24 protein-coding genes are annotated in these 23,841 nt (G+C 67.8%); 15 read left to right on the top strand and 9 right to left on the bottom strand.

The window, feature by feature from the left end; all coding sequences use genetic code 11:
* Positions 1–10 precede the first annotated feature (10 nt).
* Together ACFTSF_RS24135 and ACFTSF_RS24130 are read left to right on the top strand one after the other, a co-directional pair.
* Positions 11–808 (top strand): DeoR/GlpR family DNA-binding transcription regulator, encoded by a 798-nt coding sequence (locus ACFTSF_RS24135; RefSeq protein WP_380155900.1) that lies wholly within the window; start codon positions 11–13, stop codon positions 806–808.
* Positions 805–1,968: an MFS transporter gene (locus ACFTSF_RS24130; RefSeq protein ID WP_380155899.1), complete on the top strand. Its 1,164-nt coding sequence runs from the start codon at positions 805–807 to the stop codon at positions 1,966–1,968. The genes ACFTSF_RS24135 and ACFTSF_RS24130 overlap by 4 nt, the downstream gene beginning before the upstream one ends.
* On the opposite strand, the gene ACFTSF_RS24125 is transcribed toward ACFTSF_RS24130, so the two are convergent.
* Positions 1,952–3,064 (bottom strand): trans-sulfuration enzyme family protein, encoded by a 1,113-nt coding sequence (locus ACFTSF_RS24125; RefSeq protein WP_380155898.1) that lies wholly within the window; start codon positions 3,062–3,064, stop codon positions 1,952–1,954. The two genes, ACFTSF_RS24130 and ACFTSF_RS24125, sit on opposite strands and share 17 nt — an antisense overlap.
* Positions 3,054–3,689, bottom strand: coding sequence for a TetR/AcrR family transcriptional regulator (locus tag ACFTSF_RS24120; protein WP_344155337.1), 636 nt, complete (start codon positions 3,687–3,689; stop codon positions 3,054–3,056). Before ACFTSF_RS24120 ends, ACFTSF_RS24125 begins: the two co-directional genes overlap by 11 nt.
* Before the next feature lie 109 nt (positions 3,690–3,798).
* On the opposite strand from ACFTSF_RS24120, the gene ACFTSF_RS24115 reads away from it, so the two are divergent.
* Both ACFTSF_RS24115 and ACFTSF_RS24110 read left to right on the top strand, forming a co-directional pair.
* On the top strand, positions 3,799–4,998 hold the full coding sequence (locus tag ACFTSF_RS24115; RefSeq protein WP_380155897.1) for a cytochrome P450: 1,200 nt from the start codon (positions 3,799–3,801) through the stop codon (positions 4,996–4,998).
* 20 nt (positions 4,999–5,018) lie between these two features.
* Entirely contained in the window at positions 5,019–6,137 is a 1,119-nt protein-coding gene (locus tag ACFTSF_RS24110; protein WP_380155896.1) for a D-alanine--D-alanine ligase family protein, read from the top strand.
* Here ACFTSF_RS24110 and ACFTSF_RS24105 read toward each other — a convergent pair.
* From ACFTSF_RS24105 to ACFTSF_RS24095, 3 genes are read right to left on the bottom strand one after another with little or no spacing between them, the layout of a single operon-like run.
* Complete coding sequence (locus tag ACFTSF_RS24105) at positions 6,074–6,757, bottom strand: DUF4129 domain-containing protein (RefSeq protein ID WP_380155895.1); 684 nt, start codon at positions 6,755–6,757, stop codon at positions 6,074–6,076. The genes ACFTSF_RS24110 and ACFTSF_RS24105 overlap by 64 nt on opposite strands.
* Positions 6,758–6,803: 46 nt before the next feature.
* Positions 6,804–7,259 carry a DUF3515 domain-containing protein gene (locus ACFTSF_RS24100; RefSeq protein WP_380155894.1) on the bottom strand — a complete coding sequence of 152 codons (456 nt, stop codon included), beginning with the start codon at positions 7,257–7,259 and terminating at the stop codon, positions 6,804–6,806.
* Between the two features lie 31 nt (positions 7,260–7,290).
* Positions 7,291–7,524, bottom strand: a complete 234-nt coding sequence (locus ACFTSF_RS24095; protein ID WP_041290445.1) for an Lrp/AsnC family transcriptional regulator — start codon at positions 7,522–7,524, stop codon at positions 7,291–7,293.
* A gap of 131 nt (positions 7,525–7,655) precedes the next feature.
* On the opposite strand from ACFTSF_RS24095, the gene ACFTSF_RS24090 reads away from it, so the two are divergent.
* From ACFTSF_RS24090 to ACFTSF_RS24080, 3 genes are read left to right on the top strand one after another with little or no spacing between them, the layout of a single operon-like run.
* Positions 7,656–8,618 (top strand): thiamine-phosphate kinase, encoded by a 963-nt coding sequence (locus ACFTSF_RS24090; protein WP_380155893.1) that lies wholly within the window; start codon positions 7,656–7,658, stop codon positions 8,616–8,618.
* 1 nt (position 8,619) lies between these two features.
* Positions 8,620–9,417, top strand: coding sequence for a bifunctional hydroxymethylpyrimidine kinase/phosphomethylpyrimidine kinase (gene thiD, locus ACFTSF_RS24085; protein WP_380155892.1), 798 nt, complete (start codon positions 8,620–8,622; stop codon positions 9,415–9,417).
* Positions 9,414–10,127, top strand: a complete 714-nt coding sequence (locus ACFTSF_RS24080; protein WP_380155891.1) for a DinB family protein — start codon at positions 9,414–9,416, stop codon at positions 10,125–10,127. Before thiD ends, ACFTSF_RS24080 begins: the two co-directional genes overlap by 4 nt.
* A 167-nt stretch (positions 10,128–10,294) precedes the next feature.
* On the opposite strand, the gene ACFTSF_RS24075 is transcribed toward ACFTSF_RS24080, so the two are convergent.
* The gene (locus tag ACFTSF_RS24075) at positions 10,295–11,452 is read right to left on the bottom strand and encodes an ROK family protein (protein ID WP_380155890.1); all 1,158 of its coding nucleotides are present in this window, start codon (positions 11,450–11,452) and stop codon (positions 10,295–10,297) included.
* 48 nt (positions 11,453–11,500) lie between these two features.
* Here ACFTSF_RS24075 and ACFTSF_RS24070 point away from each other — a divergent pair, with 48 nt between their 5' ends.
* From ACFTSF_RS24070 to ACFTSF_RS24060, 3 genes are read left to right on the top strand one after another with little or no spacing between them, the layout of a single operon-like run.
* The gene (locus ACFTSF_RS24070; protein ID WP_380155889.1) at positions 11,501–12,115 is read left to right on the top strand and encodes an HAD-IA family hydrolase; all 615 of its coding nucleotides are present in this window, start codon (positions 11,501–11,503) and stop codon (positions 12,113–12,115) included.
* The gene (locus ACFTSF_RS24065; protein WP_380155888.1) at positions 12,112–13,242 is read left to right on the top strand and encodes an MFS transporter; all 1,131 of its coding nucleotides are present in this window, start codon (positions 12,112–12,114) and stop codon (positions 13,240–13,242) included. The genes ACFTSF_RS24070 and ACFTSF_RS24065 overlap by 4 nt, the downstream gene beginning before the upstream one ends.
* Before the next feature lie 27 nt (positions 13,243–13,269).
* Positions 13,270–13,662: a hypothetical protein gene (locus tag ACFTSF_RS24060; RefSeq protein ID WP_380155887.1), complete on the top strand. Its 393-nt coding sequence runs from the start codon at positions 13,270–13,272 to the stop codon at positions 13,660–13,662.
* A gap of 1,210 nt (positions 13,663–14,872) precedes the next feature.
* Here the strand turns inward: ACFTSF_RS24060 and ACFTSF_RS24055 are convergent.
* Together ACFTSF_RS24055 and ACFTSF_RS24050 are read right to left on the bottom strand one after the other, a co-directional pair.
* On the bottom strand, positions 14,873–16,444 hold the full coding sequence (locus ACFTSF_RS24055) for a GxGYxYP domain-containing protein (RefSeq protein ID WP_380155886.1): 1,572 nt from the start codon (positions 16,442–16,444) through the stop codon (positions 14,873–14,875).
* Positions 16,445–16,529: 85 nt separating this feature from the next.
* Positions 16,530–17,147 carry an HAD-IA family hydrolase gene (locus tag ACFTSF_RS24050; protein WP_380155885.1) on the bottom strand — a complete coding sequence of 206 codons (618 nt, stop codon included), beginning with the start codon at positions 17,145–17,147 and terminating at the stop codon, positions 16,530–16,532.
* 130 nt (positions 17,148–17,277) lie between these two features.
* On the opposite strand from ACFTSF_RS24050, the gene ACFTSF_RS24045 reads away from it, so the two are divergent.
* From ACFTSF_RS24045 to rpmB, 5 genes are all read left to right on the top strand, one after another.
* Positions 17,278–18,570, top strand: a complete 1,293-nt coding sequence (locus tag ACFTSF_RS24045) for an ABC transporter substrate-binding protein (RefSeq protein WP_380155884.1) — start codon at positions 17,278–17,280, stop codon at positions 18,568–18,570.
* 1 nt (position 18,571) lies between these two features.
* Entirely contained in the window at positions 18,572–19,609 is a 1,038-nt protein-coding gene (locus ACFTSF_RS24040) for a carbohydrate ABC transporter permease (RefSeq protein WP_380155883.1), read from the top strand.
* Positions 19,596–20,426 (top strand): carbohydrate ABC transporter permease, encoded by an 831-nt coding sequence (locus ACFTSF_RS24035; RefSeq protein WP_344155384.1) that lies wholly within the window; start codon positions 19,596–19,598, stop codon positions 20,424–20,426. Before ACFTSF_RS24040 ends, ACFTSF_RS24035 begins: the two co-directional genes overlap by 14 nt.
* A gap of 35 nt (positions 20,427–20,461) precedes the next feature.
* Positions 20,462–22,444 carry an aldo/keto reductase gene (locus tag ACFTSF_RS24030; RefSeq protein ID WP_380155882.1) on the top strand — a complete coding sequence of 661 codons (1,983 nt, stop codon included), beginning with the start codon at positions 20,462–20,464 and terminating at the stop codon, positions 22,442–22,444.
* An 84-nt stretch (positions 22,445–22,528) separates the two neighbouring features.
* Positions 22,529–22,750 (top strand): 50S ribosomal protein L28, encoded by a 222-nt coding sequence (rpmB, locus tag ACFTSF_RS24025; protein WP_184830723.1) that lies wholly within the window; start codon positions 22,529–22,531, stop codon positions 22,748–22,750.
* A 70-nt stretch (positions 22,751–22,820) separates the two neighbouring features.
* Here the strand turns inward: rpmB and ACFTSF_RS24020 are convergent, their stop codons facing one another.
* Positions 22,821–23,807 carry an SAM-dependent methyltransferase gene (locus tag ACFTSF_RS24020; RefSeq protein ID WP_380155881.1) on the bottom strand — a complete coding sequence of 329 codons (987 nt, stop codon included), beginning with the start codon at positions 23,805–23,807 and terminating at the stop codon, positions 22,821–22,823.
* Positions 23,808–23,841 lie beyond the last annotated feature (34 nt).

Here is a 23,841-nt window from a genome sequence, read left to right as displayed (position 1 = left end):
GAACGATCATGTGGATGGTAGATTTCTGCGCGTGAGAAGTGCAGAACGGCATCAAACGATCGTAGATCGACTCCGTGGCGGAAACCGAATCTCCGTCCAGGAACTGGTCGAGGCCACTGCGTCCTCGGATATGACGATCCGCCGCGATCTCGACTACCTCGCCGCCCAAGGCGTGCTGAAGCGGGTCCACGGTGGCGCGGTTCCGGCGATGCCGTCGGGCGTCGAGCCGCCGTACTCGCTGCGTTCCCAGGCCGCGGTCGCCGCCAAGCAGGCGATCGCGCGTGCCGCGGTCGCGCACCTGAAGGACGGCGACACGATCGTCCTCGACTCCGGTACGACGGCGCTCGAGGTGGCGCGGTTGCTCCAGCAGCGCGCGGTCACCGTGATGCCGTTGTCGCTGCGCGTCGCGCTCGAATTGGCCGAGGCGCCGCGGGTGCGGCTGCTGATGCCCGGGGGCGAGGCGCGCAAGGGCGAGCTGTCGCTGGTCGGCCCGCTGACCGTCGCCTCGCTGCGGGCGCTGCGGTTCGATGTCGCCGTACTGAGTCCGTGCGCGTTCAGCCTGGACGCCGGTCTGACGGCCTTCGATCTCGGCGACGCCGAGGTGAAGCAGGCCGCGTTCGAAGTCGCGGCGAGGTCGATCGTGCTCGCCGACGGCGCCAAGTGGGACCGCGCTGCACTCGCCTATGTCTGCCCGGCCGAACGGCCCGACCTGATCATCACCGACCCGTCGGCCCCCGAGGACCAGCGCACGTTGCTCACGCAGCGCGGCACCCTGGTCGAGGTGGCGGACCCGGAGGAATCCGCGTGACTTCGACTCTTGAAGCAGCCGCCCCGCCAAGAGCTGCCCGCATTGCGACCTTTCTGTACTTCGGCCTGAACGGGTTCGCGGTCGGGATGTGGGTCGTCCACATCCCGAGTATCGAACGTGCGACCGGGATCACGCACAGCATGCTCGGGTTGTTGCTGCTGGCACTCGGCGGTGCGGCCTTCCTGGCGATGCAGCTGGCCGGTCCGCTCGTCGACCGGCTCGGCCAGCGCCGGCTCGTCCCCGCCACCGGAGTACTGATCGGCGTCGCGCTGTTCCTGCCGGGGCTCGCCACGAACTGGTGGAGTCTCGGGCTCGCCTTGATCTGCCTCGGTTTCGGGAACGGCTCGATCGATGTCGGGATGAACGCGCAGGCCGTGGTGGTCGAGCGCGGCTATCCGCGCCCGATCATGGCGTCGTTCCATGCGGTCTGGTCGATCGGTGGTGCGATCGCCGCGCTGATCGGCGCGGCCACGCTGCGGGCCGGCGTACCGACTCAGACCACGCTGAGCGTGGCTGGTGTCGTGTGCATCGTCGTCGCGCTGGGCGCCGGCCGATTCTTGCTAGAGGCAACCGAACCGGCCAAGGAGGAGCACGCCGAGGAGCGCGCCAAGCCGCCGGCCAAGCTGGTCTGGGCGCTCGGCGGGTTGGCGTTCGGCCTGATGCTGTCCGAGGGGGTGGCGAACGACTGGGCGGCGCTGCAGTTCCGCGACGTCCTCGGTACGTCGACCAGTACGGCGGCCTATGCGTACGGCGCGTTCGCGGTGGCGATGACGATCGGGCGGTTCCTCACCGACCGGGTCGCGGCGGTGGTCGGTCCGGCCGCGATCGTGCGGTGGGGCGCTGCTATCGCGGCGGTCGGGATCGCGATCGTGATTGTCAGCCCGTGGGTGGCGCTTGGGCTGTTCGGGTGGGCGCTATTCGGGATCGGTCTGGCCGGCGGCGTACCGCAGTTGTTCACCGCCGCCGGCAACCTCGACCCGCGCGCGGCCGGTGCGTTGATGGCCCGTGTGGTCGGCCTCGGGTACGTCGGTCTGCTCGCCGGCCCGGCGTTGATCGGCGGGCTCGCGCACTTCATGCCGCTGAACCTGGCGTTCATCCTGCCGCTGGTGTTGTGCGTGCTGACCTTCTTCGGCGGGCCGGTGCTCAACTCGCGGAAGTGAACGCCTGCTCCAGATCGGCCCACAGATCGTCCGGGTGCTCGATCCCGACCGACAACCGGATCAGGTCGTCGGGGATGGTCGGCACCTCGATCGCCCACCGGCGACGCCGTTCCAGCAGCGACTCCACGCCGCCCAGACTGGTTGCGTGCAGCCACAACTTGGTGCTCTCGCAGATCCGCTGCGCGAAGTCGGCGTCGCCACCGACCTCGAACGAGAGGATCGCGCCGAACCCGGACATCTGCTCCGCCGCCCGCGCATGACCGGCATCGTCGGGCAGACCGGGGTACCGCACGCGGCTGACCCGCGGATGCTCGAGCAGCCGCTGAGCCAGGAAGGCGGCCGTGGCCTGCGACCGCTCCAACCTGAGCGCGAGCGTCCGTAGACCGCGCAGAGCAAGCCAAGTCTCCATCGGCCCCGGAATCGCACCGAGACTGCGGCGGCGGAGTTCGAGCGCCGACCACAGTTCGTCGTCAGCGGTGACCACCGCACCCAGTACGACGTCCGAGTGGCCCGCGATGAACTTGGTCGCGGAGTGCATGACGATGTCCGCGCCCATCCGCAGCGGCTGTTGCAGCAGTGGCGTCGCGAAGGTGTTGTCGACGACCACGGTCGCGCTGGCCGCTCGCCCGGCGGCCGAGATCGCCGGCAGATCCGCGACCTCCATCGCCGGGTTGGTCGGCGACTCGACCCACAACATGTCGGCGCCAACCACAGCTCGCGACACAGCCTCGGTATCCGCGACATCGACCCGATCGACGTACAGGCGTCCAGTCGCCGCCTGCTGATCGAGCAGCGCGAGCACGCCCGAGTAGGCGTGGATCGGCGCGACGACACGTCCACCGACCGGTACGAGATCGCAGACCGCCGCGGCGGCCGCCATACCGGAGGCGAACGTCAGGCCGCGACCACCTTCGAGCGCGCCGAGCGTCTCCTCGAACGCCGTCCACGCGTCGTTCCCGAAGCGCCCGTAGCCGCGGTCACCACCGGCGACGTACGTCGAACTGAACACCGGCGAATCGCTGACCGGTGCGTTCGGCGCCCGCTCGGGGCGGCCTGCATGGACGACGACAGTGGACGGATCGAGATCAGGGGCCATGCGGAGCATTGTCGCCGGGGCCGGGAACCGCGGCGGGCAGGGGGATACCGTCGCCGTGCAGCAGACCCATCGCCCGCCGGGCCAGCTCCCTGACCTCCAGGCCGTCCGGGTTCTCCACCCACATCCCGACCACGGTCTCGATGATGTTCATCGCGCTCCCGGCCGACAGGGCCGCGCTGAACTTGACCAACACCGGGTCCGGGCCGGACATCCGCCGTACCAGCTCGTCAGTGAGCTCTTCGCGGAAGCGCCAGATCAGCGCTTGCAGGTGAGCGGCGACCGACCAGGTCTCGTCGGCCATCTCGTAGACCGCGCGTACCCGGTCCGGGTTGCGCTCCAGCTCGTCGAGGACGCGCTCGATGACCGCCTGCAGACCATCCGGTACGGCGGTCGCGGGCTGGTCGCGGAACCAGGTGACGGCGCCCATCAGGGACTCCTCGACGAACTCGAGGACCAGCGTCTCCTTGGTCGGGAAGTAGCGGTAGAGCGTGCTCGGGCCGACCTCGGCGGCGGCCGCGATCTGCTCGACCGTGGTCCGGCCGAAGCCGTGGTGACAGAACAGCTCGAACGCCTTGTCGGCGATCAGCCGCCGGGTCCGTTCCCGCTTCAGCTCCCGCAGTCCCATCTCGACCTCCGCGGGCAGAGTACCCGGTCACGACTCTCTGGGAGCCGATGCCGATTGGCAACTACAGTCATATGGTAGTCACTACCAAAATCTCTCACCAGGGGTGGACATGACCGAGAATCCGACGTTCCCGACCGAGCGGCCCACCGGCTGCCCGTTCGATCCGGCCAGTGGGTACGCCGCGCTCCGCGACCGCGAGGCGCCGTCGAAGGTGTCCACCCCGGCCGGTGTCGACGCCTGGGTCTTCACCCGGTACGACGACGTGCGGACCGTACTGCGGGATGCCCGGCTCAGCTCGCGGTCGGCGCCGTCCGAGCACGTCGTGGTGGGCGCCGAGCTGGACCGGGAGGTCGAGTCCGGGCAGATCCTGCAGGTCGACGGGCCCGCGCACCGGCGGTTGCGGCGGCTGCTCGCGACCGAGTTCGCGGTCAAGCGGATGGAGGCGTACCGGCCGCGCGTCGCGAAGCTGATCGACGAGCACATCGACGCGATGCTCGCCGCCGGTGGTCCGCTGGACCTGGTCGAGGCGTTCGCCCTGCCGATCCCGTCGCTGGTGATCTGCGAGCTGCTCGGGGTGCCGTACGCGGACCGCGCCGAGTTCCAGGCGCGCAGCGCGGTGCTGGTGTCGATCGACCTCGACCCCGAGGTGACCTGGCAGGCCATGGAGGCGATCAACCAGTACATGGCCGGCCTGGTGATCGCCAAGCAGGCCAAGCGGGACGACGACCTGCTGTCCCGCGTGATCACCCGCGGCGAGGAGCTGGGCGAGGAACTCACGATCGAGGAGCTGGCGACGATCGGGGTCACGCTGCTGATCGCGGGGCACGAGACGACGGCGAACATGATCGCGCTCAGTACCCTCGCGCTGCTCCGCGAACCCGGCCAGCTCGCGGTGCTGCGCTCCCAGCCTGAGCTGGCGGCCACCGCGGTCGAGGAGCTGCTCCGCTACCTGTCTGTCGTCCAGTTCGGCCTGTTCCGGCACGTGATCGGCGAGATCCCGGCGGGCCCGGCGACTTTGGAGGCGGGTGACTTCCTGGTGGCGGCGCTGTCGGCGGCCAACCGCGACGCGGCGGTGTTCGACAACCCGGATGAACTCGACGTGACTCGGGACGGCGCGGCCCACGTCGCCTTCGGCTTCGGTCCGCACCAGTGCCTCGGTCAGCAGCTGGCCCGCGTCGAGCTGCAGGAGGTCTTCAGCCGGCTCTACACGCGGATCCCGACTCTGCGGCTGGCCGTTCCGTTCGAGGAGATCCAGTTCAAGGACAACACCCTCGTGTACGGCGTCCAGTCGTTGCCGGTCACCTGGTAAGGACCGCTACAGTCGGCCCGGTGAGCTCTGAACGCAAGATCCGGGTCGCAGTGGTCTTCGGCGGCCGCTCGAGCGAGCACGCCATCTCGTGTGTGACGGCGGCCAACGTCCTGCAGGCGATCGACCGCGACAAGTACGAAGTGATCCCGATCGGGATCAGCACCAGCGGTCACTGGGTGCTGGAGAATGGTGACCCCGAACGCCTGTCGATCAGCGACGGCAAGCTTCCGGAGGTCGACGTCACCGCGCTCCCGGTGCTCTTCGGCTCGAACCGCGAGCTGGTCGTCAACGACCCCGGTTCGGTACCGAACACGCTCGGCGAGGTCGACGTGGTCTTCCCGCTGCTGCACGGTCCCTGGGGTGAGGACGGCACCATCCAGGGACTGCTCGAGATGACCGACATCCGGTACGTCGGCTCCGGCGTACTGGCCAGCGCGGTCGGCATGGACAAGCACTTCATGAAGGTCGTCTTCCAAGCGGCCGGTCTCGCGATCACGCCGTACGTCGTCGTCCGCGACCGCGAGTGGGCGGCCGATCCGGCGGCATGCCGGGCCAAGGTCGACGCGCTCGGCTATCCGGTCTTCGTGAAGCCGGCCCGCGGTGGATCGAGCCTCGGCATCAGCAAGGTGGACGGGCCTGACGAGCTCGACGAGGCTTTCGCGGCGGCGCACGTGCACGATCCGAAGGTGCTGGTCGAGGCCGCGGCCAACCACCCGCGCGAGATCGAGGTCGCCGTACTGCAGGGTCTGAACGGCGGCCGTCCCGAGGCGAGTGTCTGTGGCGAGATCACGGTCTCCGGTGGCGGTCACGAGTTCTACGACTTCGAGACGAAGTACCTGCCCGAGGGCGACGACTTCGCCGCGCTGTCGATCCCGGCCGACCTTCCGGACGAGGTCGCGGCCGAGATCCGCGCGCAGTCGGTGACCGCGTTCGAGGCGATCGAGGGGGAGGGGCTGGCCCGGGTCGACTTCTTCCTCGAACCCGACGGCCGGCTCGTCATCAACGAGATCAACACGATGCCCGGCTTCACTCCGAAGAGCATGTTCCCGCTGCTGTGGAACGCCTCCGGAGTCGACTATCCGGCACTCGTCGACCGGCTGCTGACTCTCGCGATGACACGGCCGACCGGACTGCGCTGAAGGTCCTTCTCCAACCGCTCGAGTACGGCGCGCGCGGCTGAACGTGCTGCCTCGGAGCTGGTGTGCCGGGAGTAGCGCGCTTCGCGGTAGAGCGCTGCCAGCGCGTCGAGGTCGTCGCGCGACACGTTCGCCGTACCGAAGACTCGGGCGGTGAACTCGGCGGCGGTTTCGGCGGGGCGCCGGTTGAGGTCGGCTGCGGCGGCTGCTCGCTCCAGTGCGACCCAGCAGGCGATCACTGCGTCGTCGGGCGTGCCGGTCTCGACCTGTGCCAGTCCGGTGGCGACTGCGGCGGCGAGGCGCTCCGCGCGGACCCGCTCGCCCTTGGCGAGCGCTGACTTGTCACGCTGCATCCGGACCCCGGCGTACAGCACCCACACCAGCACTAGTCCGACGAGAACGGCCAGCATGACCAGGGCGACGTTCAGGATCGTGTCGAACCAGTCGGGCATCGGGTCGCTGCTGATGCGCGGACCGCTCGTGCTGTCGCCGGAGCGGTGTTGGAGCGGCGTTCGCGGGGGACGGTCGCTCCACGGGTGCACTGTGCCGCTGGATGCGGCCAGGACGACGATGGCGGTCAAGACCAGACCTGTGGTCAGGACGATCGCACCCCGTCGAGTCACCTTTGCAGGCTAGGGGCTTGGGGGCGTCGTTGGCCGGGTTCTGCCCTTAGGTGCAGGGGGTGATGACCTTGTTGTACTGCTTGACCACGTCGGAGACGTCGGTGAGAGCGTTCGCCTCGGGGTGGTACTTCGAGGGGACTGCGATCTCCAGGTAGAGCGCACGGCCGATCGTGGTGAAGATGAAGCCGTTGGTGACCTCTTTGGCGAACCAGCCGACGCCGTTCACCTCGAAACACTGCGACTGCGCCTCGGCCATCCCGGCCGGCGTTGCGACGCCACAGGTCACCTCGATCGGCGGATCGCCGTACGCGGTGGTGAGCGGGCTGGGCGGCTCGGCCTTGCGGCGCTTGGCGTCCAGCACCTTGGCCGGCAGGGCCTTGATCAGCGGCTCACAGGCCGCAGCGACCTCCGGTGCCGGTGACGGCACGGGAACTGGCGTGGGGCCTGGGCTGCACCCGGCCAGCACGAGCAGGCCGAGTGCAGCGAGGAGAACTTTGGGCATGACTGAAGAGTCGGCGGCGTCTCTTCGGGGATTAGATGTGGACGACAGGGCAGGTCAGCGTCCGGGTGATCCCCGGTACGTTCTGGACCCGGGCAACCACCAGTTTGCCCAGTTCGTCGACGTTGCGGGCTTCCGCGCGGACGATCACGTCGTACGGACCGGTGACGTCCTCGGCCAGGGTGACTCCCTGGACCTCGGCGATCTGCGCAGCGACATCGGCAGCCTTGCCGACCTCGGTCTGGATCAGGATGTAGGCCTGGACCACCACGTCGTTCTCCACTCAGTCGTCCTCAGCTGGGCACCGGCTCCGGTACTGCGGGAGGGCCGGGCGTACTCTTCGTTGCCCGGTCACGGTACCGCCTAGACTCCGGTTGGCGATATGGGAGGTCTGCTGACGTGACAGAGACGTTGGGGAGCACAGGTGAATTCGGTCTCATCGAGGCCGTCACCAAAGGGCTGTCCACCAGTGAGGACGTCCTGGTCGGTCCAGGCGACGACGCCGCCGTCGTCGCCGCACCGGACGGGCGGATGGTGATCACCACCGACCTGCTGGTCGAGGGCCGCCATTTCCGCCAGGACTGGTCTTCCGCGTACGACGTGGGCCGCAAGGCCGCCGCACAGAACCTGGCCGACATCGCAGCGATGGGAGCGCGGCCGACGTCACTCGTGATCGGATTCGGCGCACCTGCCGAGCTGCCCGTCGCATGGGTCCAGGAGCTGTACCAGGGGCTCGTAGACGAGTGCGAACTGGTCGGTGCGGCCATTGTGGGTGGCGACACCGTGCAGTCCGACAAGATCGTCGTATCGGTGACTGCGTTCGGGACACTCGACGGCCGTGCGCCGGTACTGCGTTCTGGGGCGCGGCCCGGTGATGAGGTGGCGGTGGTCGGCCGACTGGGGTGGGCGGAGGCCGGGTACACCGTGCTGACGCGCGGCTTCCGGTCGCCGCGGACTGTCGTCGAAGCGCACCGACGCCCACAACCGCCGTACGACGAAGGTCCGCGCGCAGCACGCGCCGGTGCGTCGTCGATGTGTGATGTGAGCGACGGACTGCTCTCTGACCTCGGCCACATCGCAGTGGCGAGTCAGGTCGTCATCGACGTCCACCCGAACGCCCTGGCCGTTCCGGAGCCGCTGCAAGCCGTTGCGGCCGCCACTGGGCTGGATGCGCTGCAGTTCGTGCTGACCGGGGGAGAGGACCACGCCCTGGTCGGTACCTTCGAGCCGGCCGACGTACCGGAGGGCTGGACCGTCATCGGCTCGGTTGCCGAAGGCAATGAGGACCGCCCGGCCGGGACCGTCACCGTCGACGGAGCGCCGTACGCCGCCAACTCCGGCCACGCCCACTTCAGGAGCTGAGATGAACCGACCGCCACGCGTGCTCACCATCGCCGGCTCGGACTCCGGGGGAGGCGCCGGGATCCAGGCCGACCTGAAGTCCATGCTGGCCAACGGCGTCCACGGGATGAGCGTGCTGACTGCCATCACCGCGCAGAACAGTCTGGGCGTGCAGGGCGCGTGGGAGCTGCCCGAGGAGCAGGTGCGGGCGCAGTTCCGCAGCGTCGTCGACGACATCGGTGTGGACGCGGTCAAGACCGGCATGCTGGCCTCCGCCTCGATGGTGCGCGTCGTGGCGTCGCTACTGCGCACACTGCCGCCGTCGGTACCGGTAGTGGTCGATCCGGTCGCAGTGTCGAAGCATGGCGACGCGCTGCTCGGTGCGGACGCGATGGACGCCGTACGGACGGAGATCGTGCCGCTGGCGACAGTGCTGACGCCGAACCTGACTGAGCTCGGACCGGTGTCCGGAGTCCTGGATGACCGCGAGCTGGCGGCCAAAACCCTGCTGGAGGCCGGTGCGTCCTGGGTGCTCGTCAAGGGCGGGCATGATTCGGGACCCGAATCAGTTGACGTGTTGCACGGTGCAGGGGTCCGGCGGACCTACAGTGCGGTCCGGGCCGACAATCGGCACACCCATGGCACCGGATGTACGTTGGCCAGCGCCATCGCGTCGTACCTGGCACGCGGGTACGACGTCGAGAGTGCGGTCGGTGCAGCGAAGGAGTACGTGACCGGTGCGATCCAGGCCGGGTTCGCACTCGGCGGCGGCATCGGTCCGGTCGATCACGCGTGGAGATTTCGAGGGAGTGGCAGTTGACGAAGCAGCCCCCGGTCGACGGGTACTGCGAGCAGTGCGGGTTCAACTACGACACCGGTGACCTGCAGGGCACAGTGACCCTGCTGGTCCGCCAGGCGGCCGACTGCAGCATGGCGCTCACCAAAGCCGCCGCAGGCCCGGACACCAACGTCGTACGGCTCAGGCCGGAGCCCGAAGTCTGGTCGGCGATCGAGTACGCCTGCCACGTGCGCGACGTACTGGAGGTGCAGCGCTTCCGCATCGCCCAGTGCCTGGCCGAGGACCGCCCGGTCTACGCACCGATGGACCGCACCGGCCGGGTGAAGCAGGAGAAGTACGAACTCCAGGACCCGATGGAGGTAGCCGCCGCCCTGGTCCGCTTCGCCAAGGACTTCGGCGCCGCCGCCCGAGTCCTCACCCCACCCCAACTAGGCAAACTAGGCCTCTACAACTACCCGGTCCGAATGCCCCGCACCCTGGGCTGGGTCATCCGCCACACCGCCCACGAAATCCAGCACCACCGCCACGACATCATCACCATCCTGGCAAAACTGGAACCCCCCATCATCCCCAAACCCAAACCAGCCGAGGCCAACCCCGAGGCGTCGGAAGAGGCCACCGACACCCCCAAGCCCAACTCCGAGCCGTCGGAAGACCTCACCAACACCCCCACTTCCGACTCCGAGTTGTCGGAAGCGGTCACCGACACCCCCACAGCCGACTCCGAGTAGTCGGAAGAGGCCACCGACACCCCCGCGGCCAACCAGCCCACCGACACCACCCCTGACGACCCGCGGCCCGGGGCGCCTCGCGGCCGCACTCCCCAGCCATGGGAGTCGGATCCTGCGGCCCACTCCCTCCCTGCTCACCACAGTGGGATCCGAAGGTGGTGAGGGTGCTAACGGGTTGTCGCCCAGGTAGCTATGGCGGACTCGGTCGTCAGGTGGTCGAGCGCCAGTGCGGCAGCGCCCCGGAGCGGGCCGTCGGTCTGGTGAGCCGCCGCGACGACCGGCGGGGGAGCCGCCCGGTGAAACGCCATCAGCCCCTCCAGAAACGTGCGATTGAACGCCTCCTCAGCCGCGGCCCGCAACGGGACCGCGAGCCCACCCAGCGTGATCACATCCGGGTCATGCGCATTGGCAAGCCCCGCCAGCCCAGCAGCGATCGCCGTGACCACCTGCTCAACCGCCCGCACCGCCGTACGGTCTGTCCGGCGCAGGACGGCCTGCGTGTAACCATGCGGATCGTCAGGCTCCGGCTCCCGCAAATGATGAGCCAACGCGCGCCCATCGATCTCCAGGTTCCAGCACCCGCGCGCACCACACAGACACTGCCGGCTGCGATCGCCGTACGGCGTATGCCCGAACTCACCAGCCGCCCCAGAAGCCCCCAGCACCGGCACACCGTCGATCAGTAACGTCCCACCGATCCCCGCCTCGATGATCAGATGCAGCGCCGTCCCAGCCCCAGCCGCCGCCCCCGAACGCGCCTCCGCAACCCCACTCAGCGTCGCGTCATTCCCAGCCAACAGCGGAACCCCAGTCCCCGCCGTCACAGTCTCAAGGTCCAGCTCGAACCACTCCGGCGCCGAAGACTGCAGCAGGTGGTTGTCCCGCAGCGTCCCCGGCACCGCCAACCCAACAGCCCGCAGCCGATCGCCGTACTGGTCCTGTGCCTCCTGTACGGCGCCGCGCAGGTTCCCGAGCACGACCTGTGCACGCCGCGTGCGGTGGCGGCGGTCGTCCTGGCTCAGGAAGGACCCGTCGAGTGCGACGACCGCACTGCGCCAGTTGCTCTGCCGCAGGTCGAGCACCAGCGCCACCGGACCAGACGGATGCGCCCGCAGCAGCGTCGTCGGTCGGCCGCGCCCCCGGCTCGGTGCCGGTACCTCGGCGAGCAGCTGCACCTCACGGAGCTTCGCGGTCACCTCAGTGGTCGAGCTACTGCTCAGCCCGAGCTCATGTGCGACCGCCGCCCGGGTGATCCCCGGTTCCCGGCTCACCCGGGTGAGGATCTCCGCGGCGGTCTGCCATTGTCCCCGGCGCCCACTGGTCATAACATTGTCCCATCTTATACTCGGAGTACGAGTTTAATTGGAGGGGCAGTGAAGATCCGGGACATTCGGGCGGTGTTGTTCGACATGGACGGCACGCTGGTCGATTCCGACGCGGTCGTCGACCGGAGCTGGAGCACCTGGGCGACCGAATACGGCCTCTCGCCGGCCGACGTCCTGGCCGTCGCCCACGGCAACCCAGCCGTGGCGACCGTCGCGCACTTCCTGCCCAACCTCTCCGACTCCGAGCGCGCGGTCGCAGGTGCACGCGTCCTGGACCTCGAGTGCGACGACCTGTCCGATGTCGTCCCGACTCCCGGAGCGCACGAGCTGATCGCGACCCTCGACCGCCTCGGCCTGCCCTGGGCCGTCTACACAAGCGCACCGAACCGCCTGGCCAAGGTCCGCCTAGAGGCGGCCGGCATCTCGCCCTCCATCCTCGTCACCATCGACGACGTCGCCCACGGCAAACCAGACCCCGAGGGCTACCTCCGCGTCGCCGAGCTCGTAGGCGTGGACATCCAGCACTGCCTGGTCGTCGAGGACACCCAGGTCGGCCTGGCCGCCGGGCGCGCGTCTGGCGCGACCACCGCCGGCCTCAAGGGTGTACCGGCCGACATCCGGCTCCCTGACCTGCACCACCTCGTCCAGCTGTTCACCGAATGACCGCCCGCTCCGAGCAGCTCCAGATCGGAGTCAGCCTCTCCTCAATGGGCTACCTGCTCGCCGGCCTCGGCGCGTGCGTCGCCATCCTCGCCCGCGACCTCAACGAACCCACCGGCCGGCTGGCGCTGCTCTCGTCCGCCTTCGCAGTCGGTCTGGTCATCATCGCCGCGGTCGGCCCGGCGCTACTCCGCTCCTGGTCGATCGGCGTCGTACTGCGCGTCGGCTCCCTAATCTGCGCCGCTGGCGGCGCACTGCTAGCCCTGGCCCCCGTGTACGCCGGTGTGGTCGTTGGCGGCCTTTGTGTCGGCCTAGGCGGTGCGCTGCTCGTTCTGGTCGCACCCCTGATGCTCCACGGCCCCACCGCAGCCGCACGCCTCAGCCGCGTCAACGCAGTCGCCAGCGCCGCCGGCATCCTCGCCCCACTGACGATTGGCCTAATCGACGCACTCGGAATCACCGGCCGCGTCGCCATGCTGGTCGCCGTACCGCCCCTGCTGATCCTGGCCACCGTCAAAGGCCCAGACGTCGTACCGCCCGTCCTCTCCGAAGCCCCGACCGGCCACGCGGTCGGCTGGACAGTCGGCCTCGGCTGGCTGCGCGTCGTACTGGCCGTCGGCGTCGAGTTCTGCTTCGTCGTCTGGGCCGTAGCCCGCCTCGTCGACTCCGGCCTAACACTCGCCGTCGCCGCCCTCCTCGGCAGCAGCTTCCCCATCGGCATGGCCGTAGGCCGCGCGATCGGCCCAGTCCACTGGCGCTCCCTACCCCCAGTCGTCATCGGCGGCACCCTAGCCATCATCGGCACCCTGCTAGTCAGCCTGCTGAACGCCCCCGCCCTGATCGCCCTCGGGCTCGTCATCGCCGGCATCGGCGTAGCCCCGCTCTACCCAGTCACCCTCGCCGCCCTGGTAGCCCTCCCCGGCCTAAGCCCCACCCGCCTAGCCGCCCTAGGCGCCCTAGCCTCCGGCACCGCCATCCTCATCACCCCCGCAGCCCTGGCTGCCCTAGCCCGCCTCGTCAACCTCCGCCTTGCCTACCTCATCACCATCCCCCTCCTCCTAGCCCTCTTCACCCTCAGCCGCACCAGCAATCCGGAGAACCTTCGGCCAAGGCTGAAACGGTTGGTCTAGAGGGAAGCGGCACCGACCCTTTGCGGTATGAGAAAACTCTGCCTGCTCTTCGGAGCCGCTCTCATTCTGCTCACCGGCTTCTTGTCCGCAGCCCCTGCTTCGGCAGACGACGGCAACTTCAGCGTCTGGCGCAACAACGGCCTTCGGTGCGACTTCCCGAACAACACCCCGACCTTGGGGGACTGTGCCAACGACAACGTCATCATCCAGAACAGCGGTTACCCCTGCTCGGGATGTGACACGATCCGCCTCTACTGGGGCTCCAACTACCACGGCGCCTTCATCTGCATCCCGCGCGGTGTGACGTACGGCAAGGGCGGCGATCCCAACCTGAAGTTCGACCGCGGTTTCGGCCTCTCCGGCTACGGCGCATCCGTCTGGAACAACGCCGCCTCCGCCAAGTGGACCGGCCCCTGCTGAACGGCCCGGTGTACGGAAGGACACGTAGTAGTCCGTCGCTCGTGGAGCCGCGCCGCCTGCCGTACTCAGTCGTCGCGGCATTCCGGGCACTACTACGTGTCGTTCCCGACGCCGGACCCGCGCACCTGCCGCCGGAACCTCGGCCAGCACCCGACGCCTCTGAGGTCACCATGCGGACCGCCGCGCCATCACAACTGCAGACAGCACCTCGCGCCCTGCGTGACAACGCCTCCGCCACCCACTCGTGATGGCCTCCCCGTCCATCTGCATCCGCCCCATCAAGCGGACCGTCCCCCGCAGCTGGGCCCGCCGACCGACCATCTCCACCAAGAGCCGCTACGACGTTGTGCACGGGTCAACCACGTGCGCGGCCGGAAGATGGTTGAGCGGTGCCCAAGGCGAGCTGGCCGGGCAACCTTGAGCACGGTTCAACCGTTGCGGTGGGGTGTCAGCTGGTTGGTGGGTGCTCAAGGTGACCGCCGGCCCGCGTTCTCGGGGCTCGGCGGTAGCTGGCGCGTTGGTCGGAACGAAATCGGCGCCTGGACCCGAAAATCCTCCGACTAACGCAAGACCTCGAGCATCACGCACCTCAGCCACAGCCCGTCAGCCCCAGACGACGCGCAGCCGCGGTCGCCGGACCTCGCCAACCAGCCCAGCCACCCACGTCGCGCGCACTCTGGTTTTGGTCGGCCGCCTTTGGTGGTCGAGTCGGGGTGCAGGCGCGAAAGAACTCGGCCGGGGACGTCCGCTACCCGCCGAGACCGCCTTCACGTACAGGGCGAGACCCCCTTCACCTGCAGGGCGAGCTCGCCGGAACCGCCTTCACGTGGAGGTCGAGCCCAGGCCGGGTGCCTTCGACTTCTCCTGGGTGACCTGTGCGGACCGCAACGCCATCACAATTGCAGGCAGCACCTCGCCTCCCCGCGTGACAACGCCTCGACCGGTCACTTGTGATGGCATCTGCGTCCACCTCCACGCCCGCGCCTGCGTCCGCGTGCACGGCATTTGGAACATCGCCGCCGGGTGAGCCGACTCCTGCGAGACGGCCGGACCGCCACCACCGTCTAACCGGCCGCTGGGCCCTCGGCGCACGCTTGATTGAGCGTGCGGGAGCCGTCGGGGCATGGGTTGCACGGTGGTGGCGGTCCGCGAGACACCTAGACCGTGGCGCACCGGCCGACCACCTTCACCAAGCTGTCCCGCGGGACCGCTACGGCTTGGCGTGCTGGGCGACCATCTTCACCAACGTGTCCGGCGGGACGACCTTCACGTGTGGGGCGAGGCCGTTGACGACGGTCATGACGTCGTCGACCGACTTGCTCCAGGCGTGCCAGAGGACGACCGAGTAGCCAGCCGTGGAGTGCGGGTCGCGGGGCGCATTGTTGAGCTCGGCAATGACCGATGCCTCGTCGGCACCGTCCAGACCGTCCCACAGCATCGTCCGCGCCGAGATCACCGGCTTGCCATCCGCCCACACGACCTTGCCCTTGTGGCCGTCGTACCGGGAGTACTCGAGGTAGATCAGACCGTCGATCTCACGCCGCTTCAGGTACGACGACCACAGTTCGGTGTTCTCGAACGAGTCGAAGTCGATGATCTGTACGACGGACAAGTCGGCCCGACCCATGGAGTCGGCGAGCGAGGCGGTGTGCTTTTCGAGCGCCGCCGCCGGATACCGGCTCGGGTACATGTACCCGCCGCCCGACGGTCCGACGACCCAGCGGTCCTTGACGGATTGGTCGTAGTACCAGCGCATCACCGAGGGAGCCAGATCGATCAGCGACGGCGAAATCCCCCACCCAAGGTCGACCTTGCCGCGATGCGGGCTCCCGAACCAGCGGCGGTCGGTCGGGAAGTCGCCGAGCATCCACTGGATGTTGTCCCCGTCGGTGATCAGGAACGTCACGTAGTGGGCATTCGGGTCCGGGTCGAGGGCCCTCCCCCCACCCCCTCCGCTCTGGTTCAGGCGGTTGTTGCGGATGCCGGACAGGACTGAGAGGTTCCGGGCGTGGTCGGCGGGCAGCGCTTTGGCGCCGGCGTCGGAGTTGGGGCCGATGAACTTGTCCTCGCCGGCGGAGGCGTCGCCCCAGCCGATGACGGTGGCGTCATCGTCGAGTTTGCCGATCACTTCGGCCCGGAAGGCCGTGTTGCCGTCGAAGAAGGCGAGCGTCCCCGCCATCGTGACGTAGTCCCGCAGTCGCTCGGCGATATCTCCTCTCTGTTCGATCGCGACGTCGTGCCGCACGCGGTGCCAGTAGTTGTCGACGACCCAGCGGTCGTCCTTGTCGCGGACGTCCAGCACCTTGCGCAGGCCGTTGCGGATCGCGAGGGCCTCCAGGCTCTCCTCGATCGCGACAGCACCGGTGACACCGGCCAGCGTCGTCGCGACGTTGACCGATGGAGTGCCCGCTCGAAAGAGAACATATCCGCGGACACCGGACCGCCGGACGGTTGTCCACAGGTCACTTTCTTGAGTTCGGACGCCGTAGCGGGTGACCAGGTCGTCCAGCCAGAACTGGTATCCGAGAGAGGGCAGGTTCAGGTAGAGCGTCTCGGGACCGCGTCGGGCGAGCAGGCCTTGCAGAGTGGTCGCGAGGGTCCGTTCCGGGAGGGTCAAAGAGTTCTCGTCGAGCACGGTCAGCAGGCGCGGCCGCTGGCCTTTCGGGTACGCCGAGGCCCCGGTGGCCGAGGCTGGAACGGCGGACCCGAGGCCCAGGCCAAACCCCACGCCAGCGCCCAGTCCCAGGGCAGCACGACGACTCAGGCGGTACGGATCGGACATGTGGTGCCTCCAGGAGCGGCTGGTGACTGTCCTACGTTGTCAATTGGCCGCGACGATGCCACACGTACCAAGGGCCGACAAGCCCTCAGGCCGAAATCGGCAGCCCGTAGCGACCGAGCAGTGCGACCAGTACGTCGGTCCCGTCGGCCAGGTCGTAGACCTCGGCGTGCAGCCCGGCGGAGCGGGCGCCTTCGACGTTGGCCGGGATGTCATCGACGAACAGGACTGATGACGCGGGAGCACCGGTCGCAGCGAGGATGGCGCGGAAGTAGGCCGGGTCGGGCTTGGCCAACCCCAGGTCGCACGAATAGAACGACTGGTCGAACAGAGCGGCGTACCCGCGTTCGTCGTTCATGATGGCTCGGCGATAGGCGTGCTGGTTGGTGGCCAGGTGGCACTTGATGCCGGCCTGCCGCAGGTCCTGGATCAGGTCGACGACCACCGGCTCAGCCGCGAACCAGCTCCATGGCTCAATAGCCTCGTCCAGGGTCGCGGTCACGTTCCACCGGCGCAGTACGGCGGCCAGTGCGTCCTCGAACTCCTCTTTGCCGCAGATCGCCGGCCGCTCGGCGAGCATCAGGTCGTTGACGAAGGCCTCGCCGTCACCGTCGACCATGGCGTGGAGTCGGGCGGCCCAGTCGTGGGTGCCGCGCTGGATGACGCCGTCGGCGTCGAAGAGGACGGTGGTGATCGAGGGCGTCATGCGCCCATCCTGTCAGTCCGGGGGACCGCTACCCCTTGACCGGTTAAGTCGGTATGCGCTTACCTAATGGCTACGTAAACACGATTAGACACCTTCCGGCGAAATCCAACAGAAAGCGCCAGGTGAGGCTATGCCGCTGAGCAGAAGGACGTTCCTTGCAGGCGGTGCCGCCACCGCCGCCGGGTTGACCGGGATGACTGGGCTGACCGGGTGCGGTTCCCGCAGTTCACTGGGGACCGCGAACGAACTGAGCATGTGGACCTGGGTCGGCTCGGTCAACGACGACCTGATCGGACAGGCCGAGAAAGCCATCCCGGGGTACGACGGCCTGAAGCTGTCGATGACCCGGATCGGCAGCAACTACAAGACCAAGGTGCTGACCGCCCTGGCCGGCAAGTCGCTGGTACCGGACATCGTCGCGATCAACGACGACGTCGCGACGTACTTTCCGAACTCGGACCAGTTCCACGACCTGTACGAGCTCGGTGCGAAGGAACGCGAATCCGACTTCCTGCCCTGGAAGTGGAAGCTCGGCGTCACCCCGCAGAACAAGATGATGGCCTATCCGATGGACACCGGCCCGACCGCGCTGTTCTACCGCAGCGACATCCTCGGCAAGGCCGGGATCGACGTCGATCCGGCCGCGATCGCGGGACAGGCGCCGGACTGGGACACCTACATCGCGCTCGGTAACAAGATCAAACAGGCCGTCCCCGGCTCCGCGATCACCGACAACGTGAACAGCATCTTCTCCTACCGGATGGCTCAGCAGCCGAAGCGGTACATGACCGCCGACGGCCAGTACATCGGCGACCAGGACCACGTCCGCGAGGCGTTCGATCTCGCCGTACGGGTGGTCAAGGAAGGGTTGTCGGCCAATGCGCAGGACGGGTCGACCGACGCGAAGGCGATCATCAGCAACGGCAAGCTGGTGGCCTTCAACGCTGCCGTCTGGTGGGCGCAGCTCGGCCCGAAGAACGCGGCGCCGAAGACGAAGGGACTCTGGCGGGTGACTGCGGCTCCTGGTGGCGCCGGCAACCGCGGTGGATCGTTCCTGGCGATCACCAAGTACTGCAAGAACCCGCAGGCCGCATTCGCCTTCATCAGCTGGCTGGAGACCGCGAAGAACCAGGCCGAGGCCTTCCTCGACCCGGTGCTCTTCCCGTCCACGCCGGCCTCCTACACCGATCCCCGGCTGAGCGCGCCGGACGACTTCTTCGGCGGGCAGCAAATCGTCGACGTGTTCGCCGAATCCGCCAAGAAGTACCCGGGCGCCTACTTCTCGCCGTACGACTCGATCATCGGCTCGCCGCTCAGCGCCGAGCTGGTCAACGTCGAGACCGCCGGCAAGTCACCGGACCAGGCCTGGAGCGACGCGCAACGGCAGATCGAGCGGGAACTGACCCGGGCGGGGGCGATCTGAGATGACCGCGACCAAGACACTTCCCGCCCTGAAACAAACCACCGCGACGACCGCGGAGAAGCCGCCGAACAAATTCCGCCAGGCCTTCCCGCAGTACGCCGCCATCTCGCCGTTCTTCATCCTGTTCGCGATCTTCGGCGCGTTCCCGATCCTGTTCTCGATCTGGATCTCGTTCCATTCCTGGGACGGCATCGGCCCGATGAAATGGGTCGGGCTCGAGCAGTACAGCTACCTGATCAGCGATCCGAAGTTCTGGAAGACCATCGGCAACACGATGATCATCTGGGTGCTGTCCACAGTCCCGATGCTGCTGCTCGCGCTGGTACTGGCGAACGCGCTGCACAACGCGACCCGGTTCCGCACCTTCTACCGGATCGCGTACTTCATCCCGAACGTCACCTCGGTCGTCGCCGTCACCCTCGTCTTCGGCTCGGTCTTCAGCAACAACTTCGGTCTGCTGAACGCGTTCCTGCAGTCGATCGGGATCGCCAAGGTCGAGTGGCTGACCCAGCCGTGGGGGATCAAGATCGCGATCGCCACCATCGTCACCTGGCGCTGGGTCGGCTACAACGCGATCATCTTCCTGGCCGGCCTGCAAGCGATCTCGGCCGACGTCTACGAGGCCGCCAAGGTCGACGGCGCCAGCCCGCGACAGACGTTCTGGCGGATCACCGTGCCGATGCTGCGCCCGGTCATCCTGTTCACCGTGGTCACCTCGACCATCGGCGGCCTGCAGATCTTCACCGAGTCCCGGGTGCTGTTCGGCGACACCAACAACATCGGCGGACCGGGTGACGCCGGTATGACGATCGTCTCGTACCTCTACCAGAGTGCGTTCATCAAGAACCAGTTCGGGTACGGCGCCGCCATCGGCTGGGCCTTGTTCATCCTGATCGTGCTGTTCAGCATCATCAACTGGCGGCTGATCGGCGGTACCGACGAACAACGCCTGGCCAGCCGGGCGAAACGCCGCGCGGACCGGAAGATCGCCGTACAGAAGGCAGCGCAAGAGAAGGAGGCGGCACATGGGGTCCGTTGAGCGCCTGCGCACAGTAGTCGGTCACGTCGTGCTGATGCTCGGCGTCGTGGTCTCGCTGCTCCCGTTCTACTGGATGGTCGTGATGGCCTCCAACACCACACCCGACATCTTCGCCTACCCGCCCAAGCTGTTGATCGGTTCGCACCTGTTCGAGAACATGGGCAAGGTGCTCGACAACGTCGACTTCTTCGGCTCCATGCTGCTGACGCTGATCGCGTCGGTCTCGGTCACCGTGCTGGTGCTGTTCTTCGACTCGCTGGCCGCGTTCGCGTTCGCGAAGTACGAGTTCCCCGGCCGCAAATTCCTCTTCGGGTTGCTGCTGGCAACGTTCATGATCCCGGCCCAGCTGTCCCTGGTGCCGCAGTTCGTGACGCTGGCGGAGTTCGGCTGGATCGGCTCACTGAAGGCGCTCATCATCCCCGGCGCCGCGAACGCCTTCGGCATCTTCTGGATGCGCCAGTACGCCGCGGGTGCGATCCCCGACGAACTGATCTCGGCCGCCAAGGTCGACGGCGCCGGCTTCTTCCGGCAGTACCTCACCGTCGGTCTGCCAGTACTGCGGCCGGGGCTGGCGTTCCTCGGCATCTTCACCTTCATCAACGTCTGGAACGACTACCTGTGGCCGTTGATCGTGATGACCGATCCGAACCGGCTCACGCTGCAGGTCGCGCTCGACCAGCTGAACGGGATCTACGGCACCGACTACTCGATGGTGATGGCGGGTGCGCTGATGAGCGTGATCCCGCTGATCGGGGTGTTCCTGATCGGCGCCCGCTCGTTCATCGCCGACCTCGCCGCCGGCGCCATGAAGTTCTGACCTCACCTCTCCCAAACACTGACTAGGGATCGACTTTGACTGACAGCAAGCTCCGCTGGGGCATCCTCGGGACCGGCAACATCGCGTCCCGTTTCGCCGACCAGGTGCCGACCTCGAAGACCAATGAGGTGGTCGCGGTCGGCAGCCGGTCGCTCGCCTCGGCCGACGAGTTCGGCAAGCGTTTCAACATCCCGAACCGGCACGGCTCGTACGACGAGTTGCTCGCCGACGAGACCGTGGACGCGGTGTATGTCGCGACCCCGCACCCGATGCATCCCGAATGGGCGATCAAGGCGGCCGAGGCCGGCAAGCACGTGCTGTGCGAGAAGCCGCTGGCGATCAACAAAGCGTGGGCCGAGGCGATCATCGAGGCCGCGGTCCGCAACGACGTCTTCTTGATGGAGGCGTACATGTACCGGTGCCTCCCGCAGACCAAGCTCGTCGCCCAGCTGATCCGGGACGGTGAGCTCGGCAAGGTGCACCACATCGAGGCCACCTTCGCCTTCAACGCCTCCTTCAACCCGACCAGCCGCATCTACGCCGACGAACTCGCCGGCGGCGGCATCCTGGATGTCGGCGGGTACCCGGTCTCCTACGCGCGGCTGATCGCCGGCGCCGACAGCGGACTCCCGTACGCCGAACCTGCCGCCGTGAACGCGGTCGGGACGGTCGGCGAGACCGGCGCCGACGAATGGACCGCCGCAACGCTGTTCTTCGACGGCGGCGTCACCGCGCATGTCACCACCGGCGTCCACCTCGGTGACCTGAACCAGGTTCGGATCGTCGGCAGCAAGGGCTACCTGATCGTCGAGGACCCCTGGTTCGGCGGCGACGGCAAGCCGACCCACGTCACCCTGCACAAGGTCGGCGAGGAGATCCGCGACATCTCCGCCGAGCCTGCGCTCATTTACGCGGCCGAGGCCGAAGCGGTCGCTGCTGCCATCGCGGAACGCCAGGCGCCCGAGATGAACTGGGCCGACACCCTCGGCAACCTGACCGTCCTGGACGCCTGGCGGGCCGCGATCGGTCAGCAGTACTCGAGTGAGCGGGACGACGCCGCGGTCCCGACCGCGAGCGGCCGGCCGCTGACCAAGCGGGCCGATGCGCCGATGACCTACGGGTCGGTCCCGGGCTTCGACAAGCAGGTGTCGCGGCTCGTGATGGGCGTGGACAACCAGCACAGCCTCACCCACGCCGCCACCGTCTTCGACGACTTCGTCGAGCGCGGCGGAACGACGTTCGACACCGCCTACATCTACGGCGGCGGATACGGCGAGAAGCTGCTCGGCCAGTGGATCAAGACCCGCGGCAACCGCGACGAGGTCGTTGTCATCGGCAAGGGTGCGCACACCCCGCACTGCGATCCCGCATCGATCACCCGGCAGCTCGAAGAGAGCCTCGGGCGGCTGCAGACCGACCACGTCGACCTCTACCTGATGCACCGCGACAACGAGGACATCCCGGTCGGCGAGTTCGTCGACGTACTGGATGAGCACTTCAAGGCCGGCCGGATCAAGGCGTACGGCGGGTCGAACTGGTCGCTGGAGCGGTTCGACGAGGCGAACGCGTATGCGGCCGCGAACGGCAAGCAGCCGTTCACGCTGCTCAGCAACCACCTCAGCCTCGCGCGCGCGTACGACGTACCGTGGGCCGGGTGCCGGCACGTGTCGGACGACGAGTCGCAGGCGTGGTTGCGGGACCGGCAGGTAGCGCTGTTCCCGTGGTCGAGCCAGGCCCGCGGATTCTTCACCGGAAGGGCCAAGCCGGAGGACCGGTCGGACGAGGAACTGGTCCGCTGTTTCTACTCCGACGAGAACTTCCGTAGGCTGGACCGTGCCCGGGAGCTCGCGACCGCCAAGGGAGTCGAGCCGACCGCGATCGCACTGGCCTGGTTGCTGCACCAGCCGTACCCGGTGTTCCCGCTGATCGGGCCTCGGCACATCAGTGAGACGCGGACCTCGACACCTGGTCTGACCGTCTCGCTGAGCGACGAAGAAGTGGCGTACCTCACTGCCTGAGGAGCGCCTGCTGACCGAATTGGTCGAGCCCTGACACCCATGTAACATGGTTTGTCGGTGTCACGACCCTGAACACGGAGAATCATGTCTAAGAAGTGCGATGTCTGCGGCAAGCAGCCGACGTTCGGCAACAGCGTTGCCCGCCTGGGTAAGGGCGCGATGATCCGGCGGGTCAAGGCTCGTACGCCCCGCCGTTTCAACCCCAACATCCAGCCGGTCCGGGCGATCATCAAGGGAACCCCGACCCGCATGAAGGTCTGCACGTCCTGCATCAAGGCCGGCAAGGTCCAGCGCGTCGTAGGCTGACCCACCCGCAAGTCTTTCCGTGTAGGGCCTGACTAGGCGCCCGGTTTTCACACCGGGCGCCTACTCGTGTTTACCGGCGTTCTGCGATGACCGTGATCTCGTTGCGGTTGTGGTGGAGCTGACGAGCGTGCAGTACGTCGTACTCCGCGCGCAGCACGTCGAGTCCGCGCCGGGCGCCGTCCAGCGGGTTCTTCCCGCCACCCTTCAGTGTCACGACCGCCAAACCACCGCGGCGCAGGTGCGCGGCCGCGTCGATCATCATCCGCGCACTCAGGATCTGATCCATCCGCATGTCGTTCACCACGACGTCGAAGCGAACCCGGTTCTCCGCGAAGAACCGGCCGGCCGTCGTCTCCGCGTGATGGATCCCGCGGTCCCGCAGCAGCCGCACATCCAGGTAGCCCGGATCGACCGACCAAACCTCCTGCCCGTGCTCCCGCAGGATCCGCGTCCACCCGCCCGGTGACGCGCCCAGGTCGACCGCCTTGCCGCCCGCCGGCAGCTCCAGCCCGAAGGTCGCGATCGCTTCCTCCAGCTTGAACTCCGACCGCGACACCCGCTCCTCGCCCCGCGCCAGCCGCATCCGCCCACCCGGCCAGTCCGACAAGCTGTCCGCCAGCCGGTTCACGCCGAGCAGGATCGTCCGCGGGCTCTCGAAACACGACACGACCCACTTCTGATCCGAGCGGGTCACGCTCACACCGCGCTCGCCGAGCGCCTCCTCGATCCGGTGGAAGTACGACCCACCGGTCCCCGCACGGTCCGTCCACGCCTGCACGGCAAGCGCCTTCGGATACTCCGGCAGCTCGCCCAGAATCAGCTCCGCGAGCTCATAACCAGGCGGCAACTCGTCGAAACTCCCGATCTCCGAGGTCAGGTGCCGGACGAACATGATCCGCCCGCTGTCACAAGCCTCCGCGAGCTCCTGAACCGCAGGCCCGGTCACCCGCCCGATATCGGCCCCGACCCGCTGGATCGGCACCTTCCCGAACACCCCACGGATCTCCCGCACAGCCCACTCGTAACTGTCGGCCGCAACCGAGAACAACACGCTCACGGCCTGAACCTACCGCGAGGCACTAATCTTCCGG

The sequence above is a fragment of the Kribbella sp. NPDC056951 genome (assembly GCF_042674205.1).
Classification (GTDB): Bacteria; Actinomycetota; Actinomycetes; order Propionibacteriales; family Kribbellaceae; genus Kribbella; species Kribbella yunnanensis.
Note: the sequence above shows the minus strand (reverse complement) of the source record. Positions and strands in the feature narration are given on the sequence as shown.

Bases quoted from the DNA above. Each gene is read 5' to 3' on its own strand.
- ACFTSF_RS24125 (WP_380155898.1), bottom strand. From the start codon at position 3,064: ATGGCCCCTGATCTCGATCCGTCCACTGTCGTCGTCCATGCAGGCCGC.
- ACFTSF_RS24120 (WP_344155337.1), bottom strand. From the start codon at position 3,689: ATGGGACTGCGGGAGCTGAAGCGGGAACGGACCCGGCGGCTGATCGCC.
- ACFTSF_RS24115 (WP_380155897.1), top strand. From the start codon at position 3,799: ATGACCGAGAATCCGACGTTCCCGACCGAGCGGCCCACCGGCTGCCCG.
- ACFTSF_RS24100 (WP_380155894.1), bottom strand. From the start codon at position 7,259: ATGCCCAAAGTTCTCCTCGCTGCACTCGGCCTGCTCGTGCTGGCCGGG.
- thiD (WP_380155892.1), top strand. From the start codon at position 8,620: ATGAACCGACCGCCACGCGTGCTCACCATCGCCGGCTCGGACTCCGGG.
- ACFTSF_RS24075 (WP_380155890.1), bottom strand. From the start codon at position 11,452: ATGACCAGTGGGCGCCGGGGACAATGGCAGACCGCCGCGGAGATCCTC.
- ACFTSF_RS24065 (WP_380155888.1), top strand. From the start codon at position 12,112: ATGACCGCCCGCTCCGAGCAGCTCCAGATCGGAGTCAGCCTCTCCTCA.
- ACFTSF_RS24060 (WP_380155887.1), top strand. From the start codon at position 13,270: ATGAGAAAACTCTGCCTGCTCTTCGGAGCCGCTCTCATTCTGCTCACC.
- ACFTSF_RS24055 (WP_380155886.1), bottom strand. From the start codon at position 16,444: ATGTCCGATCCGTACCGCCTGAGTCGTCGTGCTGCCCTGGGACTGGGC.
- ACFTSF_RS24050 (WP_380155885.1), bottom strand. From the start codon at position 17,147: ATGACGCCCTCGATCACCACCGTCCTCTTCGACGCCGACGGCGTCATC.
- ACFTSF_RS24045 (WP_380155884.1), top strand. From the start codon at position 17,278: ATGCCGCTGAGCAGAAGGACGTTCCTTGCAGGCGGTGCCGCCACCGCC.
- ACFTSF_RS24040 (WP_380155883.1), top strand. From the start codon at position 18,572: ATGACCGCGACCAAGACACTTCCCGCCCTGAAACAAACCACCGCGACG.
- ACFTSF_RS24035 (WP_344155384.1), top strand. From the start codon at position 19,596: ATGGGGTCCGTTGAGCGCCTGCGCACAGTAGTCGGTCACGTCGTGCTG.
- rpmB (WP_184830723.1), top strand. From the start codon at position 22,529: ATGTCTAAGAAGTGCGATGTCTGCGGCAAGCAGCCGACGTTCGGCAAC.